The sequence below is a fragment of the Streptococcus mitis genome, assembly GCF_003942765.1.
GTDB lineage: Bacteria > Bacillota > Bacilli > Lactobacillales > Streptococcaceae > Streptococcus > Streptococcus mitis_BE.
The window spans coordinates 281,263-299,180 of record NZ_RJNW01000001.1 but is presented as its reverse complement, the minus strand read 5'-3'; the positions used below and the strand labels follow the sequence as shown (position 1 = coordinate 299,180).

Here is a 17,918-nt window from a genome sequence, read left to right as displayed (position 1 = left end):
GTAATTTATGCACCATTCTTTCCGTTATTTTTGATATCAGTTGGAGGATTATCTTTATTGGTTTGCGTAGAATTAGCTTATCGTAATTTGCAACGATATAAAGAAATTAAAAAGTCCTTTCTTTTTGATAGTACTTTTACAAATAAAAGTCTTAGTAATATAATAGAACTATAGAATGGGAGGTGGAAGAAATGTTTCGAAAAGAAAAAGCACGCAAGAGATTTTACTTTTGGTTTATTATTTTTATCCTTTATCTTTCTTTTGGATTGTATTGTATTTGTACAAATTTTGGAGATACCTTGGGTATGATTTTACTATCACCTTTTATCTTTGCTTCCCTGCCACTCTATGCTTATTTAGTCCTTGGTTTGTTTATCTGGGGGTTCATGAGTCTTGCTATGGATGATGTTATGGATCTTTAGTTAAAGGAAAGCTAAGATCGAGAAAGGACACATTTCGTCCTTTCTTTTTTGATAGATATAGTTTTTATTTTTTAAAGAGAATTTTTTTACAAAAATTCTTGGATATCTTGTTTATTTATGCTATAATGGGAACAATTATTTTTAGGAGGTGCAGTATGTCTTATTTGTTTGAGATATTACCGAGTTTATTGAGCGGTGCAAGCATGACTTTGCAGGTTTTTGCACTGGTCTTGATTTTTTCTATTCCCTTGGGCGTTTTGATTGCCTTTGCCTTGCAAGTCCATTGGAAGCCCCTCCATCATCTGATTAACATTTATATCTGGATCATGCGAGGCACACCCTTGCTCTTGCAATTGATCTTTATCTATTATGTGCTCCCAAGCATTGGGATCCGTTTGGATCGTCTTCCTGCGGCCATTATTGCCTTTGTTTTGAATTATGCGGCTTACTTTGCTGAAATCTTCCGTGGAGGGATTGATACCATTCCTAAAGGCCAATATGAGGCTGCTAAGGTTTTGAAGTTTGGTTCTTTTGACACAGTCCGCTATATTATCTTGCCTCAGGTGACTAAGATTGTTCTTCCTAGTGCATTTAATGAGGTTATGAGTTTGGTTAAGGATACTTCCCTGGTCTATGCTCTAGGCATTTCAGACCTTATCTTGGCTAGTCGAACAGCTGCCAACCGTGATGCCAGTCTTGTTCCCATGTTCTTGGCAGGAGCCATTTACTTGATTTTGATTGGGATTGTGACAATCATTTCCAAAAAAGTTGAGAAGAAGTACAGTTACTATAGATAGGAGGCTGGAATGTTAGAATTACGAAATATCAATAAAGGGTTTGGTGAAAAGCAAATTTTGTCCAATTTCAGTCTAAAGATTCCTGAAAAGCAAATCCTAGCTATCGTTGGGCCTTCGGGTGGAGGTAAGACGACTCTCTTACGCATGCTTGCGGGCCTTGAAACCATTGATTCAGGGGAAATTTTTTATAATGGAAAACCTTTAGAATTGGATGAACTGGAGAAGCGCAATCTACTGGGATTTGTATTCCAAGATTTTCAACTGTTCCCTCATTTATCAGTTCTAGACAATTTGACCTTATCGCCTGTGAAAACGATGGGAATGAAGCAGGATGAGGCTGAGCAGAAGGCGCGAGGTCTTTTGGAACAATTAGGACTGGCAGGACATGCAGATGCTTATCCCTTCTCACTATCAGGTGGGCAAAAGCAAAGAGTGGCCTTGGCGCGTGCTATGATGATTGACCCAGAAATCATTGGCTACGATGAACCAACTTCTGCCCTAGATCCTGAATTACGCTTGGAAGTGGAAAAACTGATCTTGCAAAATAGGGAACTTGGCATGACCCAGATTGTGGTTACCCATGATTTTCAGTTTGCTGAAAATATCGCAGATCAGATTCTCAAGGTTGAACCCAAGTAGGAGGTGCCAATGACTAATAAGAAAATTGCTTTAGTATTGGTTTCTCTCCTGACTCTCTTTTTAACGGCTTGTACTCAGAAAGCCAATGATCCAAAGCAGGATAACTGGGATAAGTATCAAGAGCAGGGGAGTATAACCATTGGTTTTGACAATACCTTTGTACCCATGGGATTTGAAGAAAAGAATGGCCAATATACAGGCTTTGATATTGATTTGGCGCAAGCAGTTTCTGAAAAATTAGGTGTCAAGGTGCAATTCCAGCCAATCGACTGGGATATGAAGGAGACGGAACTGCAAAATGGAACCATAGATGCCATTTGGAATGGCTATTCTGCGACTGATGAACGCCGAGAAAAAGTTGCCTTTAGTATTCCTTATATGGAAAATCAGCAAGTACTAGTTACGAAGAAAAGCAAGCAAATTCGTTCAGTAGAGGATATGAAGGATAAGACCTTGGGAGCTCAAGCAGGTTCCTCTGGTTATTTAGACTTTGAAGCTCAGCCAGACTTACTGAAAAATCGTGTTAAAGACCAGAAGGGCAATCAATACCAGAGTTTCAATGAAGCCTTAATTGATTTGAAAAATGATCGGATTGATGCTTTGTTGATTGACCGAGTGTATGCTAATTATTACCTCCAGTCTGAGGGGATATTAAATGATTACAATGTCTTTTCAGCTGGATTTGAAAGTGAATCTTTTGCTGTTGGAGTTAGACCAGCTGATAAAAGATTATTAACAGTATTAAACCAAGCCTTTATTGAACTATACAAAGAAGGAAAGTTCCAGGAAATCAGCCAGAAATGGTTTGGAGAAGATGTGGCAACAAAAGAAGTGAAAAGTAGAGATTGAGTTTTTCCTCAGTCTCTTTTTGTATCGAAAAATCCTCTGGCAAGTACCAGAGGATAAGAGGTTATTTCATTGTTGGGAAGAGCAATACATCACGGATAGTAGTTGTATCAGTTAGGAGCATGCAGAGACGGTCGATACCGATTCCCAAACCACCTGTTGGTGGCATACCATATTCAAGAGCTTCAATGTAATCGTAGTCGATACCTGTTGCCTCATCGTCACCAAGTTCTTTAGCTTTAGCTTGGGCTTCAAAACGGCTAAGTTGGTCGATTGGATCATTCAATTCAGTAAAGGCATTTCCGTACTCTTTGGTCATGATGAAGAGTTCGAAACGGTCAGTAAAGCGTTCGTCTTCAGGATTCTTCTTAGCTAGTGGAGATACAGCTACTGGATGTCCATAGACAAAGGTCGGTTGGATCAAGGTTTCTTCAACAAACTCTTCAAAGAAAGCATTGATGATGTGGCCAACTTCAGTGTAATGTTTCTCAACTGGAACTTTCTTCTCAGCAGCGATAGCTTTAGCTTCTTCCAAAGTCATATCTTGCCAGAAATCTACACCAGTAATTTCCTTGATAGCATCCACCATATGAACACGTTTAAATGGTTCGTTGATCTTGATTTCAGTACCTTGATAGTTAACAGGACCATCGCCTTTGACTGATTTAGCAGCATGTTGGATAATGCCTTCCGTCAAGTCCATGATGTCTTGGAAGTCAGCATAAGCTTGGTATACTTCGATAGAAGTAAATTCAGGGTTATGAGTAGCATCCATTCCTTCGTTACGGAAGATACGGCCAATTTCATAAACGCGTTCCATACCACCAACGATAAGGCGTTTTAAGTGAAGCTCAGTCGCAATACGAAGAACCATATCAATATTTTGGGCATTGTGGTGAGTGATAAATGGACGAGCAGCAGCACCACCAGCCTCGTTGTGGAGAACAGGTGTTTCCACTTCAAGGAAACCTTTTTGGTCTAGGTAACGACGGATTTCAGAGATGATTTTTGAACGAGTGACAAAACGCTCGAAGCTTTCACGGTTAGAAATCAAGTCCAGGTAACGTTTACGGTAAATGGTTTCAACGTCTGTCAAACCGTGAAATTTCTCTGGAAGTGGACGAAGGGCCTTAGACAAGTGTGTAATGTGAGTTGCCTTGATAGAGAGTTCTCCCATATCTGTACGCATCACTTCACCTTCGACACCAAGGAAATCTCCTAAGTCTGCTTTTTTGAAGATTTCGTAGTTTTCTTCACCGACAGCATCTTTACGAACGTAGATTTGGATTTGGCCTTCGCGGTCTTGAAGGTGGGCAAATCCAACTTTACCTTTACCACGTTTGGTTACCAAGCGTCCAGCGATAGTAGCTGTTTCGTTTTTATCGTGTAATTGTTCTTTATCGAGGTCAGCATATTTATCTTTTAATTCTTGTGAATTTGCAGTACGTTCAAAACGTTTTCCGAAAGGATCGATTCCTTGTTCACGGAGCGCAGCCATTTTTTCACGGCGAACGATCTGCTGGTCATTTAGTTCTTCCATATGTTCTGTTGACATGGGATCCTCCTAGTTTTACTCAAAATTGAATACGATGAGTCATTTTTTGCGATACTCCCATTTTATCATAAATAGCCAAGAAATTCACGGATAATCTTTCAAAACTAAAAAGAACTTGACGCTAAAATCAAGTTCTGTTATTGATAGGAAGTATCATTCCAAGTATCGAGAGTGAATGTTTCAAAATCATGTGTTTCTAGAATGGTTAGGCTGGCATTTGCTAGACCGCCATCTTTACGAAGAAGTGGCTCTTTATAACCTAGAAGAGTACGAAGACTGGCAGTAAGATTGGCGCCGTGACCGACAATTAGAATACGCTCAGCAGGACTATCTTTTAATGATTTGATAAATTGGATGGTCCGTTTTGTAGTACTATAGAGGGATTCGGCTCCGAACATTTGAGTGTCAAATTGAGCAAGATTAGATCGGAAAGCTTTGATTTGTTGCGGGTAAATAGCTTCCAAGGTTGCAATTTTCAAACCTTCTAACTTCCCCAGTTGCCATTCACGGAGATTAGGGACACTTTCTAAAGGACAGGGCGCCTGGAGTTGACTTTGGATAATTTCAGCAGATTTGACCGCTCGAGGTAAATCACTTGAATAAATCTGATCAAAAGGAATATCCTTGAGATAATGGCCTAGTTTTTTGAGGATGTCAATGGATTCAGGAAGAAGGGGAGAATCTCCACTAGCGCCTTGAAAGCGTCCTTCTTGGTTCCAGAGGGTACGGCCGTGGCGGACAAAGTAGAGTTTCATTCTTAGTTGCCCTCCAAGATATCTACAAAGTCAGCTTTTACAAAGCTAGCCAAGTCTTGCGGTGCGACGATAATGCTGTGACCAACTTCGCCTGCAGAGACAATCATTTGATCCAAGTCTAGAGCAATCTTATCGATAAAAATGGGATAATTGTGTTTCTGACGAATTCCGACAGGATTATTTGCTCCATGAATGTAACCAGTTGTTTTTTCCAAGTCCTTTTGTGGAATCATGCTCACTTTTTTATTGCCAGAAATTTTGGCTAGTTTCTTTTCCGACAAGTGTTGAGTGATAGGGACAATTCCGATAATCGGTCCTGTTTTATCCCCCAAAAGAGCCAAGGTTTTGAAAATCTGATCTCGTTCATAATCTTGAGGAAGTTCTCCTTCCAGGGCATTGATTTGAATCCCCTGATGTGGGATACCTGCTTTAGACAGGATTTGTTCCACCAATGTTTTTTTGACTTTAACTTTTTTTGCCATTATTTATATTTATCCTCCAATTGGCTCATCCAAATACCAAGCCAGATTCCCAGTGCAAAGAAGAAGGCGATGATGACATACCCAACAAGAGAAATACCAGTGTATTGGATACTTTCAGCGTTTCCTGCATTTGGAATCAAGATCAAAAGGGTACTTGATAGGACGATACCGATGATGAAATGATAGACGCGTGAGTGGTAGTTGTTTAAGGCATAATCCATCAATTTTGAAAAAATAATGAGAGTTGCACCTGCCCCGATTCCAATCGGGAAGAAGGTTCCCAAGAGGTCAAAGGTTTTAAAACCAGTCAACATAGGAGCATAGAGACCCAAAATCAAAAGTAGATTTGATGGACTGAGGCCAGGAACTAATACGCCAAGAGCCAGCAGTGCACCTGCTAGGACGAAATTAAGAAAGTTGGCGCTCAAGGTTCCAACGACAAAATTTAAGGCATAGAGTCCTAATCCAGAAATGATAAAGGTTGTCCAGAACCAAGCTAAATCAATCTTGTCTCGGTCAGATTCTCGAGTTGATTCTTTGAGGAGGCTAGGAACTGTACCAATGATAGCTCCTGCAAAGCTCCATAAGACAAAGACCTGATAATTTTCAAGCAGGTATTCAATCGGATAGGAAAATAAGCCGATTCCCAGAAGCATACCAATGGCAACTGGAATAAAGTACAAAACATTTTCTTTAAAGTCTTTAAAGGGATGAGCCAGAAAGCCAATCATTCGTTCATAAATACCTAAGATTGCTGCTAAAACCCCTCCGGAAATTCCTGGTAAGATAAATCCCAGAGCAATGACAATCCCTTTAATAACGCGTGCTAACCATGAGAGCATATTTTTCCTCCAACTATTTCTATTTCAAAAAATCCTTACTATATTGTATCACAATCTAAAACAAAAAGAAAAAGCAAATGAGAAACAAATGCTTTTAAGGTTTTAAAAAGAGTTTTCTAAAGGTTTCTTCTTTATTTTTTAAAGAAGAGATGACGTTGATATCCAAATCGTGGTCAAAGCCAGCAATTTTTCCTTTAGAAGTGTACTGGTGAATGTCATAATCTATATCAGTCTTAGGAGTTGCCTCGTAAAATCCTGAGTCAGAACCATAGGAAGGAATCCACACAGACGTAAACTTGTCAGTATCAATACTGTGTTCTTCCATGAAATAGACCCCAACGTAGATTCCGATATTTTTAGCACCTAGTGATTCTAGTTTTGCACGAAAGGCTTCAACACCTTCGTTCATATTGGACATGGTTTTTTCTTCCACATCTAGCCAATAGTAGCTAGGGCTGTATGGCGATGCGGAATTATAAAAACTTTCAGCAGCCTTTTCCATTTCTTGGATACTTTTTCCAGCTACATAGGCATAGACCCCAACTGGGACATTTCGTTTTTGAAACTCGGTAATATGGGTTTTAAAGGCCTTGTCTACCCCATTAACAAAGGAAGCATCATTCTCTTTTGAAGACTGAGCGCCACTATGGACGCGAACAATAGCTCCTGAAATGTTTTGGGAGAGAGTATCGTAATTAATTTCCTCAGGTCGTTGCCAACCAGAAACATCAATCACCGGTTTATCTATATTATGTAGCGCTTGCGATTCTACTTGCGCGATATTTGACTTTGTTTTTACAGGATGGTCCTCAAAACGAGGGCGATTTAGGATTAAAATTAAAATCATAATCCCAAAAAAACCAAACAAAATAAGCGGATTAATTTTCTTTCTCATATCTTATAATTTTACCTTATAAATGAAAAAAAATCAAAAAAAAATACTCAAAAAATGGGTTAATAGAGGACTTTAGAGCATTTTTTCATTCAATAGCGCGGAATGATTTGAAATATGGTATAATAAAAGGGAATTTCTAGAGAAAAGAGAAGATTATGTCAAATTATGCCATTATTTTAGCAGCGGGTAAAGGAACTCGCATGAAATCGGATTTGCCAAAAGTTTTGCACAAGGTTGCGGGTATTTCTATGCTAGAACATGTTTTCCGTAGTGTGGGAGCTATCCAACCTGAAAAGACAGTCACAGTTGTCGGACACAAGGCAGAATTGGTTGAAGAGGTCTTGGCTGGACAGACAGAATTTGTAACTCAATCTGAACAGTTAGGGACTGGTCATGCAGTTATGATGACAGAGCCTATCCTAGAAGGTTTGTCAGGGCACACCTTGGTCATTGCAGGAGATACTCCTTTAATCACAGGTGAAAGCTTGAAAAACTTGATTGATTTCCACATCAATCATAAAAATGTGGCGACTATCTTGACTGCTGAAACAGAAAATCCTTTTGGCTATGGACGAATTGTGCGTAATGACAATGCTGAGGTTCTTCGCATTGTGGAGCAAAAGGATGCTACAGATTTTGAAAAACAAATCAAGGAAATCAACACTGGAACATATGTTTTTGATAACGAGCGTTTGTTTGAGGCTTTGAAAAATATCAATACCAATAACGCTCAAGGCGAATACTATATTACAGATGTCATTGGTATTTTCCGTGAGGCTGGTGAAAAAGTCGGAGCTTATACGTTAAAAGATTTTGATGAGAGTCTTGGAGTAAACGACCGTGTGGCTCTTGCGACTGCTGAGTCGGTTATGCGTCGTCGCATCAATCATAAACACATGGTCAATGGGGTCAGCTTTGTCAACCCAGAAGCAACTTATATCGATATTGATGTTGAGATTGCTCCTGAAGTTCAAATCGAAGCCAATGTTACCTTGAAAGGGCAAACGAAAATTGGTGCTGAGACTGTTTTGACAAATGGAACGTATATAGTGGATAGCACTATCGGAGCAGGAGCTGTTATTACCAACTCTATGATTGAGGAAAGTAGTGTTGCAGACGGTGTGACAGTCGGTCCTTATGCCCACATTCGTCCAGGTTCAAGCCTAGCTACCCAAGTCCACATTGGGAACTTTGTTGAGGTGAAAGGCTCTTCAATCGGTGAGAATACTAAGGCTGGTCATTTGACTTATATCGGAAATTGTGAAGTGGGTAGCAAGGTTAATTTTGGTGCTGGAACCATTACAGTCAACTATGACGGCAAAAACAAATACAAAACAGTCATTGGTAACAATGTCTTTGTTGGTTCAAATTCAACCATTATTGCGCCAGTTGAGTTAGGTGACAATTCCCTCGTTGGTGCTGGTTCAACGATTACTAAAGACGTGCCAGCGGATGCTATTGCTATTGGTCGTGGTCGTCAGGTCAACAAAGACGAATATGCAACACGCCTTCCTCATCATCCTAAGAATCAGTAGGAGCCTATCATGGAATTTGAAGAAAAAACGCTTAGCCGAAAAGAAATCTATCAAGGACCAATATTTAAACTAGTCCAAGATCAGGTTGAATTACCAGAAGGTAAAGGAACTGCTCAACGGGATTTGATTTTCCATAATGGAGCTGTCTGTGTTTTAGCTGTAACGGATGAGAAAAAACTTATCTTGGTCAAGCAGTACCGCAAGGCCATCGAGGCTGTCTCTTACGAAATTCCAGCCGGAAAGTTGGAAGTAGGAGAAAATACAGACCCTGTAGCAGCAGCCCTACGTGAATTAGAGGAAGAAACAGCCCATACAGGGAAATTAGAACTCTTATACGATTTTTACTCAGCCATTGGCTTTTGTAATGAAAAGTTAAAACTATACCTAGCAAGCGATTTGACGAAAGTGGAAAATCCGCGTCCGCAGGATGAGGATGAAACCTTGGAAGTCCTTGAAGTGAGCTTAGAAGAAGCCAAGGAATTGATCCAATCAGGTCATATCTGCGATGCCAAGACAATTATGGCTGTTCAGTATTGGGAATTGCACAAAAAATAGAGGAGGTCAGTATGGGTAAACCTTTATTAACGGATGAAATGATTGAAAGAGCTAACAGAGGCGAAAAAATTTCAGGTCCTCCTTTGCTAGATGATGAGGAGACAAAAATTTTACCAACCTCTTCTTCCCGTTTTGGTTATGCCAATCCTAAGGAACATGGTTTTAGCCAGGAAACCTTGAAGATTCAGGTCGAACCGTCTATTCATAAAAGCCGTCGCATTGAAAATACCAAGAGAAATGTCTTCAATTCTAAGTTAAATAAAATTTTATTCGCAGTCATATTTCTCTTGATTTTGCTTGTGTTAGCAATGAAACTTTTGTAATAGAAAAGGAATTGAAATGAAAATAGGAATTATTGCGGCTATGCCAGAAGAACTGGCGTATCTGGTCCAGCATCTAGAAAATGCCCAGGAGCAAGTTGTTTTAGACAATACCTATCACACAGGAACCATTGCCTCTCATGAAGTCGTTCTTGTAGAAAGTGGAATTGGTAAGGTCATGTCTGCTATGAGTGTGGCGGTTTTGGCTGATCATTTCCAAGTGGATGTTCTAATTAATACCGGATCAGCTGGGGCAGTAGCAGAAGGCATCGCTGTTGGGGATGTTGTGATTGCCGATAAATTAGCCTATCATGACGTGGATGTCACAGCTTTTGGTTATGCTTATGGGCAAATGGCGCAACAACCACTTTATTTCGAATCAGATAAAACCTTTGTAGCCAAAATCCAAGAGAGTTTATCTCAATTGGACCAAAAATGGCACCTTGGTTTAATTGCTACAGGAGATAGTTTTGTTGCAGGAAATGACAAGATAGAAGCGATTAAGTCCCATTTCCCAGAAGTTTTAGCCGTTGAGATGGAGGGAGCAGCTATTGCTCAGGCAGCGCATGCTCTTAATCTCCCGGTTTTAGTCATCCGAGCTATGAGTGACAATGCCAACCATGAAGCAAACATCTCTTTTGATGAGTTTATTATCGAAGCTGGACGTCGCTCTGCCCAAGTCTTATTAGCCTTTTTGAAGGCCTTAAATTAAGCGAAAATTTGACAGTTTTTCTAGCTTATGATAAGATTTAAGTAAAGAAAAGCTAGAAAACGTTTCAGAGGATATTATGAGTATTGAAATGACCGTCAGTGAGATTGCAGAGGTCTTAGGATTATCTCGCCAAGCAATCAATAACCGTGTCAAAGAATTACCAGAAGAAGACACAGATAAAAATGACAAAGGGGTAACAGTAGTTACCAGAAGTGGCTTGATTAAGCTAGAAGAAATCTATAAAAAAACGATTTTTGAAGATGAGCCTGTCAGTGAAGATGTCAAGCAACGTGAACTGATGGAGATTCTGGTTGATGAGAAGAATGCTGAAATTCTTCGTCTCTATGAACAATTAAAAGCCAAGGATCGTCAGTTATCAGAAAAAGACGAGCAGATGCGTATCAAAGACCGTCAGATTGCTGAGAAAGACAAACAACTCGATCAGCAGCAACAATTGACCCTTCAAGCTATGAAGGATCAAGAAAATCTTAAGCTAGAGCTGGACCAAGCAAAAGAAGAAGTCCAATCAACTAAGAAAGGTTTTTTTGCTCGTTTATTTGGAGGATAATCAAGGAGCTGTTTAGGTTAAATGCTAACCTGATGGCTTCTTTTATTTCTAATCTAAATAGTATAGTTGCTCAAGTAATACTCAATGAAAATCAAAGAGCAAACTAGGAAACTAGCCGCAGGCTGTACTTGAGTACGGCAAGGCGACGTTGACGTGGTTTGAATTTGATTTTCGAAGAGTATAAAATAACAGTATAGGAGAGGTATAGAATGGAACGATTAGAAGATTACATTGCTTTCGATTTAGAATTTAATCAGCACGAAGGACAAACACACTTGATTCAAGTATCGGCAGTGCGTTTTAGAGATGGTCAGGAAATAGATGCCTATGATTCCTATGTTCATACCAATGTGCCTCTAAAAAGTTTTATCAATGGTTTGACTGGGATTACAGCTGAGACCTTAAAAGATGCTCCTCCAGTGGAGAAAGCCATAAAAGAATTCCAAGAATTTGTAGGTTCTTTACCGATGGTAGGTTACAATGCTGCTAAAAGTGATTTGCCTATTCTAGCAGAGCATGGTTTAGACTACAGCCAGCAGTATAAGGTAGATTTGTATGATGAAGCTTTTGAACGTCGTAGTTCAGATTTACATGGTATTGCCAATCTCAAATTGCAAACTGTTGCCTCATTTCTTGGATTTCAAGGTCAGTCTCATAATAGTCTAGAGGATGCACGGATGACGGCGCGTGTTTACGAGTCCTTTCTAGAGTCGGATCAAGCTAGAGAATTGTTAGAGACAGAAAGTAGCCTATCAAACAATCCTTTTGGAGGCTTGGACTTGTCTCAATTATTTGACTAGGAGTGACTATGAAACCTGAAAAACCTAAAAATCTAGGTTTTAAGCAGATATACTTTAATCTAGATAAAATACTCTTTCTATTTTTCTTGGCTTTCATGATGATTGAGTTTGTCTGGTTACCAGCAAATTCTTGGATTGCTGGACTTTTGCTCCGTCAGACAGGCTATCTCTTTCTTTCCTATAACAATATTTTTGCCATTATAACGGGTTCACCCTTTATTAGTCTTGCTTTATTTGTTCTGGTAATTGTTAATTTACTGATTGCCTATTTTCAAATAGGACTCCTCTTTATCGGTGCTCGGCATTTATTATGTCATGAAAAGAGAACCTTGCTAGAGTACAGTCGCAAGGTCTTTCACCAAAGTTTCTTGTTTATGAAGCAAGTCACGCTTGCAAAGATAGCCTTTATCTTCTTTTATGTCATGATGCTCTTTCCATTGATTCGAAAGATTTTAAAGATTTATTACCTCAATAAAATTGTCATTCCGGACTTTATCGTTGATTATGTGGAAGACAAGTATTGGCTAGTAGGTATAGTGGTTACTATTCTGGCTTTACTGCTATTTTACATTTCAGTGCGTTTCATGTTTGCCCTACCTCAGCTTTTATTTGAAAAGAGAACAGTCAAAGAAGCTGTCAGATACAGTCTAGAGAAGACAAGAAAGCACTCCTGGTTTTATACTTGGAACTTGCTTTGGATTGTCGTCAAAACCTACCTATTTTTCATTCTTCTGTTGATTCCAATCCTAGCAAGTCAAGTGCTGATGGATGGTCTGACTCATAAGGAATCTCTTGTGCTGGGAATTATCAACTTTGTCTTGATTAAGAATTTCCACTACATAGCCTTGACTTATTTTCTCATTAAGTTTGTTTCCTTCCTAACAGGAGAAGAACTAGAGATCACACCAAGGAGAAAGAAAGATCACTGGATGAGATGGGGAGTGATGGGCTGTGCTTGTATCTTTTTCGCTCTTGAGGGTTATGTTTATTTGGAAGCTCCAGTGGCCAATAAACCTTTAATTATCTCTCACAGGGGAGTATCCAATAAGAATGGTGTGCAGAATACAGTTCAATCTTTAGAAAAGACAGCCCAACTAAGTCCAGACTTTGTTGAGACAGATGTTCAGGAAACGAAAGATGGCCAGTTTGTCATGATGCATGATGCCAATATCAAGAATCTGACAGGTGTTAATGCCAATCCACAGGATCTAACTTTGAAAGAATTAACCAAACTCGATATTTCAGAAAATGGTTATCATAGCAAGGTGTCCAGTTTTGATGACTACCTCAATAAAGCCAATGAATTGCATCAAAAACTTCTTATTGAGATTAAAACCAGTCGAAAAGATAGCCCTGATATGATGAAACGCTTTATGGAAAAATATGGAACGGTTCTTAAGCAGAATGGTCACCAAATGCAATCCTTGGACTACCATGTGATTGATCAGGTTTTAGCCTACGATTCTCAAATTCCAATCTATTTCATCCTACCTTATAATAGTATTTTTCCAAGAACCAAGGCTACAGGTTATACCATGGAGTATTCAACTTTAGATGAAAATTTTGTCAACAAGCTTTGGAATACCGATCAGAAATTGTACGTTTGGACCATCAATAGTTCAGAGTCCTTTGATAAATCAGTTCATTTGGGAGCAGATGGAATGATAACAGATGACTTGGAAATGATTCAAGATCAGGTTACTATTGCCCAAGAAGACCCAGAGTATACTGATTTGCTTTTCAAACAGGCTATGGAATTCTTTAATTTTTAGTAAGCAAAAAGAGCCTGATACAAAATAGTTCTCAACCACAAAAAAGCAACGGCAAATACGTTGCTTTTTTGGAGATAAGGGACTATTGTCCTAGGCTCAGTCTTGAGATAAGGTCCTTAGAAACTCGTATTCTGAGGATTTTATTTTAAATCAGAGGTTGGCTCTCGCCAAGCTTATTTAATATAGAGTTCTTGATTTTTTAGGACAATTTCACGGACACTTGTAAACTTCTTAAGTTTTTTGATTTCTTCTGGATGAGTGACGAGAGTAATAACATAACCTTCCTTGCCCATACGGCCAGTACGTCCAGCACGGTGAGTGTAGGTTTCGATATCTCTTGGGACATCAAAGTTTACGACGCATTCTAGACTATCGATATCAATTCCACGTGCCAGAAGGTCTGTTGCGAGAAGTAGGGTTAGTTGCTTGTCTTTAAACTTTTCTAAGATAACTTTTCTAAATTTAACATTGACATCACTAGCGAGGGAAACAGCCAAGATATCCCGATACTGTAATTTTTCCTCTGCGCTTCCAAGGTCTGATAGGCTGTTAAAGAAGACCAGACCGCGGAAATCCTCCACATGAGCCAGTTTTCGTAGCATATCCACTCTGTGACGTTGATCTACCTGCATGTAGAAGTGTTGGATGTTGTCCAATTTTTGGTCAGAAAGATCAATGGTACGTGTGTTAGGCGCAATTTTTTCTTTGTTAAACTTGGTCGTCGCACTCATATAGACAAGTTGGTGGTCACGAGGTGCATAGTGAGTAATTTTCTCGACAAAGTGTATCTGAGAATCATCGAGCAATTGGTCAAATTCATCTAGAATGATGGTTTCCACATTCATCATCTTGATTTTTTTTAATTTAATGAGTTCAAAGATACGGCCAGGAGTTCCAATCAGAATTTCTGGTCCTTTTTTTAGACGTTCAATCTGGCGTTTCTGACTCGAACCTGATAAGAAGAGTTGGGCAGTCAAGCCGATAGCTTCTGACCACGTTTTACATACGTCAAAAATCTGTCCAGCAAGCTCCGTATTTGGTGCTAGAATCAAGAGTTGCTGCGCTTTTTTCTTTTGTAGTCTGAGAAGACTTGGTAGAAGGTAAGCTAGGGTCTTACCAGTTCCTGTTGGGCTCACTCCTAGGAGGTTTTCTCCAGCAAGAAGGGGCTCAAATAGTTGGGTTTGAATGGGAGTGAATTCTTGGAAACCGAGTTGGTCACTTAGTTCTTGCCATTCAGTTGGTAGTTTGTTTTTCATTTTTCTGCCTCAAATCTAATGCCAGCAGTCTGGCGCATAGTATATAGTAGCTTATGAACTGAACTTGCATCTTCCAGCCAAGTTTGGTAGAGATTCAGATCTGGTTGCTGGATCATGTGTGCAAATGCAGCGACTTCCTCAGTCATCGTATGAGGAGCCTGTTGGATAGGGAGCTGGACTTGATTTCCTTGGTGGTCTGTAAAAATAGCTGAGCGGATATGCTCGATGGTGTTGAGGGTCAAGGTTCCATCTGTCGTATAAATTTCGCAAGGAAGATTGGAAGTGATGTTTTTCCCAGCTTTTATATGAATTTGAAAGTCAGGGTATAAGAGGATTCCGTCTCCATTCAGGTCCATGCTATTGTCAAGTTGTTGAGCCTGATAGGTCGCGTCTTGAGCTTTTCCAAAGAGACGAACGGCAGCGTAGAGAGGATAGATCCCCAAATCCATAAGCGCTCCACCAGCAAAACGGTCTGAAAAGACATTTGGTGTCTGTTCAGCTAACAAGTCCGGCATTTTGGAAGAATACTTGGCATAGTTGAAATCTGCCCCTAAAATTTGCTTGTCTGCTAAAAAGTTTTTGATAGTAGTAAAAGCTTCTTCGTGGTAATTACGAGCTGCTTCGAAGATAAAACAGTGATTTTTCTCAGCTGTTTGAACCAAATCCAGCCATTCTTGTGGTTGAGTGACAGCTGGCTTTTCAAGAATGACGTGTTTTCCAGCAGATAATGCAACTTTTGCCTGAGCAAAATGCAAGGAGTTTGGACTAGCAATATAGACAACATCAAAGGAGCTCTTGAAGAAGTCCTCTAATTGATTAAAGAGTTGGATATCTTGATAGCGAGAAGCAAAGGTTGCCGCAGTTTCTAGTTTTCTAGAATAGACTGCGACCAGCTGGTATTCTCCACTGATATGGGCTGCTTCTATGAAGTGGTGACTGATAGCCCCTGTTCCGATGACACCTAATTTAAGCATAGTTACTCCTTTTCCGATTTCAAATCCTTCTTTCATTATAACATAGATAGACAGGACTATCCAACAGAGGGGAAAAAATTTCAAATAAGCTACTAGGTCTTTTCCAAAGAAAGTGGTACAATAATGAGATGAGTAAATGAAATGGGAGGGAAAATGAGGTTATTACCTATAAGAAAAATATCACGTCAGTCTAAGAGGCTAGCGCTTTTTTTGACGTTTTGTGCAGGATATGTAGATGCCTATACGTTTATTGTGCGAGGGAATACTCTTGTAGCTGGACAAACTGGGAATGTAGTCTTTCTTTCAGTGGGACTCATTCAACAGAATGTGTCAGATGCCAGTGCGAAAGTAATGACCTTGCTAGCTTTTATGATGGGGGTCTTTTTATTAACTGTTTATAAGGAAAAATTGAGAATTGTGAAAAAGCCCATTCTGTCATTGCTTCCTTTAGCAATCTTATCAATCATTATTGGTTTTGTGCCGCAGACTGTAGATAATATCTATCTAGTACCGCCCTTGGCCTTCTGTATGGGATTGGTGACAACTGCTTTTGGAGAAGTGTCGGGTATTGCCTATAATAACGCTTTTATGACAGGGAATATCAAACGGACCATGCTAGCTTTTGGAGATTATTTTAGGACCAAGCACACACCATTTTTACGTGAAGGATTCATATTTGTTAGCCTGCTTAGTAGTTTTGTCCTTGGCGTTGTCTTTTCAGCCTATTTGACGATTTTCTATCATGAAAAGACCATTCTTGGTGTTCCTATTATGATGAGCATTTTTTACATTAGCATGCTTTTTGCCTCTTGGCGAAAAAAAGTAAAAGAAAAAGCTTGATTTTAGGTGTTATTACTTGTAAGAAAATAGGAGATATGCTATACTTAAAGAGTTGACTATGCACAATCCTGTGCAACCGCACGAACATCGTTGCTCGTCGTATAACAAATTTAAACTTCGTCATTGTCGCCTTGCCTAACATAAGTTATGTCTTCGGCTCAATTCCTAGTTTATTCTTTGTTATACTTAGAGCTCTTCTTTTAAGTGGTTTGTCCCACGATGCTAGGCGAGTCTTCACAAAAAATTCGGGGAAACCCATAAAAATCATAGGAGGTGCATAATGAGCACATACGCAATTATCAAAACTGGCGGAAAACAAGTTAAAGTTGAAGTTGGTCAAGCAGTTTACGTTGAAAAATTGAACGTTGAAGCTGGTCAAGAAGTTACTTTTAACGAAGTTGTTCTTGTTGGTGGTGAAAACACTGTTGTCGGAACTCCACTTGTTGCTGGAGCTACTGTAGTTGGAACTGTTGAAAAACAAGGAAAACAAAAGAAAGTTGTTACTTACAAGTACAAACCTAAAAAAGGTAGCCACCGTAAACAAGGTCACCGTCAACCATATACAAAAGTTGTCATCAACGCAATCAACGCTTAATTTTAAGGAGAACACATGATACAAGCAGTCTTTGAGAGAGCCGAAGATGGCGAGCTGAGGAGTGCGGAAATTACTGGACACGCCGAGAGTGGCGAATACGGCTTAGATGTCGTGTGTGCATCGGTTTCTACGCTTGCCATTAACTTTATCAATTCTATTGAGAAATTTGCAGGCTATGAACCAATCCTAGAATTAAACGAAGATGAAGGTGGCTATCTGATGGTTGAAATACCAAAAGATCTTCCTTCACACCAGAGAGAAATGACCCAGTTATTCTTTGAATCATTTTTCTTAGGTATGGCAAACTTATCGGAGAACTCTTCTGAGTTCGTCCAAACCAGAGTTATCACAGAAAACTAACACGGAGGAAAACATTATGTTAAAAATGACTCTTAACAACTTGCAACTTTTCGCCCACAAAAAAGGTGGAGGTTCTACATCAAACGGACGTGATTCACAAGCGAAACGTCTTGGAGCTAAAGCAGCTGATGGACAAACTGTAACAGGTGGATCAATCCTTTACCGTCAACGTGGTACACACATCTACCCAGGTGTAAACGTTGGACGTGGTGGAGACGATACTTTGTTCGCTAAAGTTGAAGGCGTAGTACGCTTTGAACGTAAAGGACGCGATAAAAAACAAGTTTCTGTTTACCCAATCGCTAAATAAAAAGGTCCAGTGAACCTTTTTATCCCGAGCCTTGAAATATAAAGGCGAGGAAGCTAGAAGTAGCATTAAATAAGGCTTTCCGAGATTT

General features: G+C 39.6%; 21 protein-coding genes and 1 other annotated feature. Of the genes, 14 read left to right on the top strand and 7 right to left on the bottom strand.

Translation table 11 applies throughout. The features are described from left to right. Positions 1 to 577 precede the first annotated feature (577 nt). Genes D8849_RS01490 through D8849_RS01480 form a run of 3 tightly spaced genes read left to right on the top strand, consistent with a single transcriptional unit; the run spans position 578 to position 2,707 of the window. Positions 578 to 1,219, top strand: coding sequence for an amino acid ABC transporter permease (locus D8849_RS01490; protein WP_125385969.1), 642 nt, complete (start codon positions 578 to 580; stop codon positions 1,217 to 1,219). Positions 1,220 to 1,228: 9 nt separating this feature from the next. Then, positions 1,229 to 1,858 carry an amino acid ABC transporter ATP-binding protein gene (locus D8849_RS01485; RefSeq protein ID WP_061589969.1) on the top strand — a complete coding sequence of 210 codons (630 nt, stop codon included), beginning with the start codon at positions 1,229 to 1,231 and terminating at the stop codon, positions 1,856 to 1,858. Between the two features lie 9 nt (positions 1,859 to 1,867). Then, positions 1,868 to 2,707 carry an amino acid ABC transporter substrate-binding protein gene (locus tag D8849_RS01480; protein WP_125385968.1) on the top strand — a complete coding sequence of 280 codons (840 nt, stop codon included), beginning with the start codon at positions 1,868 to 1,870 and terminating at the stop codon, positions 2,705 to 2,707. A 61-nt stretch (positions 2,708 to 2,768) separates the two neighbouring features. Here the strand turns inward: D8849_RS01480 and lysS are convergent, their stop codons facing one another. The 5 genes from lysS to D8849_RS01455 form a co-directional block, all read right to left on the bottom strand. Beyond that, entirely contained in the window at positions 2,769 to 4,259 is a 1,491-nt protein-coding gene (gene lysS, locus D8849_RS01475; protein ID WP_000102451.1) for a lysine--tRNA ligase, read from the bottom strand. A 137-nt stretch (positions 4,260 to 4,396) separates the two neighbouring features. Next, on the bottom strand, positions 4,397 to 5,014 hold the full coding sequence (locus D8849_RS01470; RefSeq protein WP_042751370.1) for a histidine phosphatase family protein: 618 nt from the start codon (positions 5,012 to 5,014) through the stop codon (positions 4,397 to 4,399). 2 nt (positions 5,015 to 5,016) lie between these two features. Beyond that, positions 5,017 to 5,496, bottom strand: a complete 480-nt coding sequence (locus D8849_RS01465; protein ID WP_042751369.1) for an aminoacyl-tRNA deacylase — start codon at positions 5,494 to 5,496, stop codon at positions 5,017 to 5,019. Continuing rightward, on the bottom strand, positions 5,496 to 6,338 hold the full coding sequence (locus D8849_RS01460) for a DUF368 domain-containing protein (RefSeq protein WP_049491386.1): 843 nt from the start codon (positions 6,336 to 6,338) through the stop codon (positions 5,496 to 5,498). The genes D8849_RS01465 and D8849_RS01460 overlap by 1 nt, the downstream gene beginning before the upstream one ends. A gap of 94 nt (positions 6,339 to 6,432) precedes the next feature. Next, entirely contained in the window at positions 6,433 to 7,233 is an 801-nt protein-coding gene (locus tag D8849_RS01455) for a glycoside hydrolase family 25 protein (RefSeq protein ID WP_064275902.1), read from the bottom strand. Between the two features lie 155 nt (positions 7,234 to 7,388). On the opposite strand from D8849_RS01455, the gene glmU reads away from it, so the two are divergent. The 7 genes from glmU (at position 7,389) to D8849_RS01415 (ending at position 13,495) form a co-directional block, all read left to right on the top strand. Continuing rightward, positions 7,389 to 8,768: a bifunctional UDP-N-acetylglucosamine diphosphorylase/glucosamine-1-phosphate N-acetyltransferase GlmU gene (gene glmU / locus D8849_RS01450; protein WP_125385967.1), complete on the top strand. Its 1,380-nt coding sequence runs from the start codon at positions 7,389 to 7,391 to the stop codon at positions 8,766 to 8,768. A gap of 9 nt (positions 8,769 to 8,777) precedes the next feature. Continuing rightward, positions 8,778 to 9,323, top strand: a complete 546-nt coding sequence (locus tag D8849_RS01445) for an NUDIX hydrolase (protein ID WP_125385966.1) — start codon at positions 8,778 to 8,780, stop codon at positions 9,321 to 9,323. Between the two features lie 11 nt (positions 9,324 to 9,334). After that, entirely contained in the window at positions 9,335 to 9,646 is a 312-nt protein-coding gene (macP, locus tag D8849_RS01440) for a cell wall synthase accessory phosphoprotein MacP (RefSeq protein ID WP_000517862.1), read from the top strand. 16 nt (positions 9,647 to 9,662) lie between these two features. After that, the gene (locus D8849_RS01435; protein WP_125385965.1) at positions 9,663 to 10,355 is read left to right on the top strand and encodes a 5'-methylthioadenosine/adenosylhomocysteine nucleosidase; all 693 of its coding nucleotides are present in this window, start codon (positions 9,663 to 9,665) and stop codon (positions 10,353 to 10,355) included. 76 nt (positions 10,356 to 10,431) lie between these two features. Beyond that, a complete protein-coding gene (rocS, locus tag D8849_RS01430) occupies positions 10,432 to 10,923 on the top strand; it encodes a chromosome segregation protein RocS (RefSeq protein WP_000021242.1) in 492 nt (163 codons plus the stop codon). Between the two features lie 209 nt (positions 10,924 to 11,132). Then, positions 11,133 to 11,723 (top strand): 3'-5' exonuclease, encoded by a 591-nt coding sequence (locus D8849_RS01420; protein WP_125385964.1) that lies wholly within the window; start codon positions 11,133 to 11,135, stop codon positions 11,721 to 11,723. A gap of 8 nt (positions 11,724 to 11,731) precedes the next feature. Then, entirely contained in the window at positions 11,732 to 13,495 is a 1,764-nt protein-coding gene (locus D8849_RS01415) for a glycerophosphoryl diester phosphodiesterase membrane domain-containing protein (RefSeq protein WP_125385963.1), read from the top strand. A 173-nt stretch (positions 13,496 to 13,668) separates the two neighbouring features. Here the strand turns inward: D8849_RS01415 and D8849_RS01410 are convergent, their stop codons facing one another. Both D8849_RS01410 and D8849_RS01405 read right to left on the bottom strand, forming a co-directional pair. Further along, positions 13,669 to 14,751 carry a DEAD/DEAH box helicase gene (locus D8849_RS01410; protein WP_049488642.1) on the bottom strand — a complete coding sequence of 361 codons (1,083 nt, stop codon included), beginning with the start codon at positions 14,749 to 14,751 and terminating at the stop codon, positions 13,669 to 13,671. Then, positions 14,748 to 15,725, bottom strand: coding sequence for a Gfo/Idh/MocA family protein (locus D8849_RS01405; protein ID WP_125385962.1), 978 nt, complete (start codon positions 15,723 to 15,725; stop codon positions 14,748 to 14,750). The genes D8849_RS01410 and D8849_RS01405 overlap by 4 nt, the downstream gene beginning before the upstream one ends. Positions 15,726 to 15,878: 153 nt before the next feature. On the opposite strand from D8849_RS01405, the gene D8849_RS01400 reads away from it, so the two are divergent. From D8849_RS01400 to rpmA, 4 genes are all read left to right on the top strand, one after another. Next, positions 15,879 to 16,565: a YoaK family protein gene (locus tag D8849_RS01400; protein WP_185756192.1), complete on the top strand. Its 687-nt coding sequence runs from the start codon at positions 15,879 to 15,881 to the stop codon at positions 16,563 to 16,565. 64 nt (positions 16,566 to 16,629) lie between these two features. Then, positions 16,630 to 16,809: a sequence feature (ribosomal protein L21 leader region), on the top strand. A gap of 36 nt (positions 16,810 to 16,845) precedes the next feature. Then, complete coding sequence (rplU, locus tag D8849_RS01390; RefSeq protein ID WP_000109141.1) at positions 16,846 to 17,160, top strand: 50S ribosomal protein L21; 315 nt, start codon at positions 16,846 to 16,848, stop codon at positions 17,158 to 17,160. A gap of 15 nt (positions 17,161 to 17,175) precedes the next feature. Continuing rightward, the gene (locus tag D8849_RS01385; protein ID WP_000613699.1) at positions 17,176 to 17,520 is read left to right on the top strand and encodes a ribosomal-processing cysteine protease Prp; all 345 of its coding nucleotides are present in this window, start codon (positions 17,176 to 17,178) and stop codon (positions 17,518 to 17,520) included. A 16-nt stretch (positions 17,521 to 17,536) separates the two neighbouring features. Then, the gene (rpmA, locus tag D8849_RS01380; protein WP_000916509.1) at positions 17,537 to 17,830 is read left to right on the top strand and encodes a 50S ribosomal protein L27; all 294 of its coding nucleotides are present in this window, start codon (positions 17,537 to 17,539) and stop codon (positions 17,828 to 17,830) included. Positions 17,831 to 17,918: the final 88 nt, after the last annotated feature.

Excerpts from the sequence above, each read along its gene's own strand:
- lysS (WP_000102451.1), bottom strand. The coding sequence starts at position 4,259 with ATGTCAACAGAACATATGGAAGAACTAAATGACCAGCAGATCGTTCGC.
- D8849_RS01385 (WP_000613699.1), top strand. The coding sequence starts at position 17,176 with ATGATACAAGCAGTCTTTGAGAGAGCCGAAGATGGCGAGCTGAGGAGT.
- D8849_RS01420 (WP_125385964.1), top strand. The coding sequence starts at position 11,133 with ATGGAACGATTAGAAGATTACATTGCTTTCGATTTAGAATTTAATCAG.
- D8849_RS01415 (WP_125385963.1), top strand. The coding sequence starts at position 11,732 with ATGAAACCTGAAAAACCTAAAAATCTAGGTTTTAAGCAGATATACTTT.
- D8849_RS01480 (WP_125385968.1), top strand. The coding sequence starts at position 1,868 with ATGACTAATAAGAAAATTGCTTTAGTATTGGTTTCTCTCCTGACTCTC.
- D8849_RS01485 (WP_061589969.1), top strand. The coding sequence starts at position 1,229 with ATGTTAGAATTACGAAATATCAATAAAGGGTTTGGTGAAAAGCAAATT.
- rpmA (WP_000916509.1), top strand. The coding sequence starts at position 17,537 with ATGTTAAAAATGACTCTTAACAACTTGCAACTTTTCGCCCACAAAAAA.
- D8849_RS01490 (WP_125385969.1), top strand. The coding sequence starts at position 578 with ATGTCTTATTTGTTTGAGATATTACCGAGTTTATTGAGCGGTGCAAGC.
- D8849_RS01445 (WP_125385966.1), top strand. The coding sequence starts at position 8,778 with ATGGAATTTGAAGAAAAAACGCTTAGCCGAAAAGAAATCTATCAAGGA.
- D8849_RS01405 (WP_125385962.1), bottom strand. The coding sequence starts at position 15,725 with ATGCTTAAATTAGGTGTCATCGGAACAGGGGCTATCAGTCACCACTTC.
- D8849_RS01470 (WP_042751370.1), bottom strand. The coding sequence starts at position 5,014 with ATGAAACTCTACTTTGTCCGCCACGGCCGTACCCTCTGGAACCAAGAA.
- rplU (WP_000109141.1), top strand. The coding sequence starts at position 16,846 with ATGAGCACATACGCAATTATCAAAACTGGCGGAAAACAAGTTAAAGTT.
- D8849_RS01460 (WP_049491386.1), bottom strand. The coding sequence starts at position 6,338 with ATGCTCTCATGGTTAGCACGCGTTATTAAAGGGATTGTCATTGCTCTG.
- rocS (WP_000021242.1), top strand. The coding sequence starts at position 10,432 with ATGAGTATTGAAATGACCGTCAGTGAGATTGCAGAGGTCTTAGGATTA.
- glmU (WP_125385967.1), top strand. The coding sequence starts at position 7,389 with ATGTCAAATTATGCCATTATTTTAGCAGCGGGTAAAGGAACTCGCATG.
- D8849_RS01400 (WP_185756192.1), top strand. The coding sequence starts at position 15,879 with ATGAGGTTATTACCTATAAGAAAAATATCACGTCAGTCTAAGAGGCTA.
- D8849_RS01455 (WP_064275902.1), bottom strand. The coding sequence starts at position 7,233 with ATGAGAAAGAAAATTAATCCGCTTATTTTGTTTGGTTTTTTTGGGATT.
- D8849_RS01410 (WP_049488642.1), bottom strand. The coding sequence starts at position 14,751 with ATGAAAAACAAACTACCAACTGAATGGCAAGAACTAAGTGACCAACTC.
- D8849_RS01465 (WP_042751369.1), bottom strand. The coding sequence starts at position 5,496 with ATGGCAAAAAAAGTTAAAGTCAAAAAAACATTGGTGGAACAAATCCTG.
- D8849_RS01435 (WP_125385965.1), top strand. The coding sequence starts at position 9,663 with ATGAAAATAGGAATTATTGCGGCTATGCCAGAAGAACTGGCGTATCTG.
- macP (WP_000517862.1), top strand. The coding sequence starts at position 9,335 with ATGGGTAAACCTTTATTAACGGATGAAATGATTGAAAGAGCTAACAGA.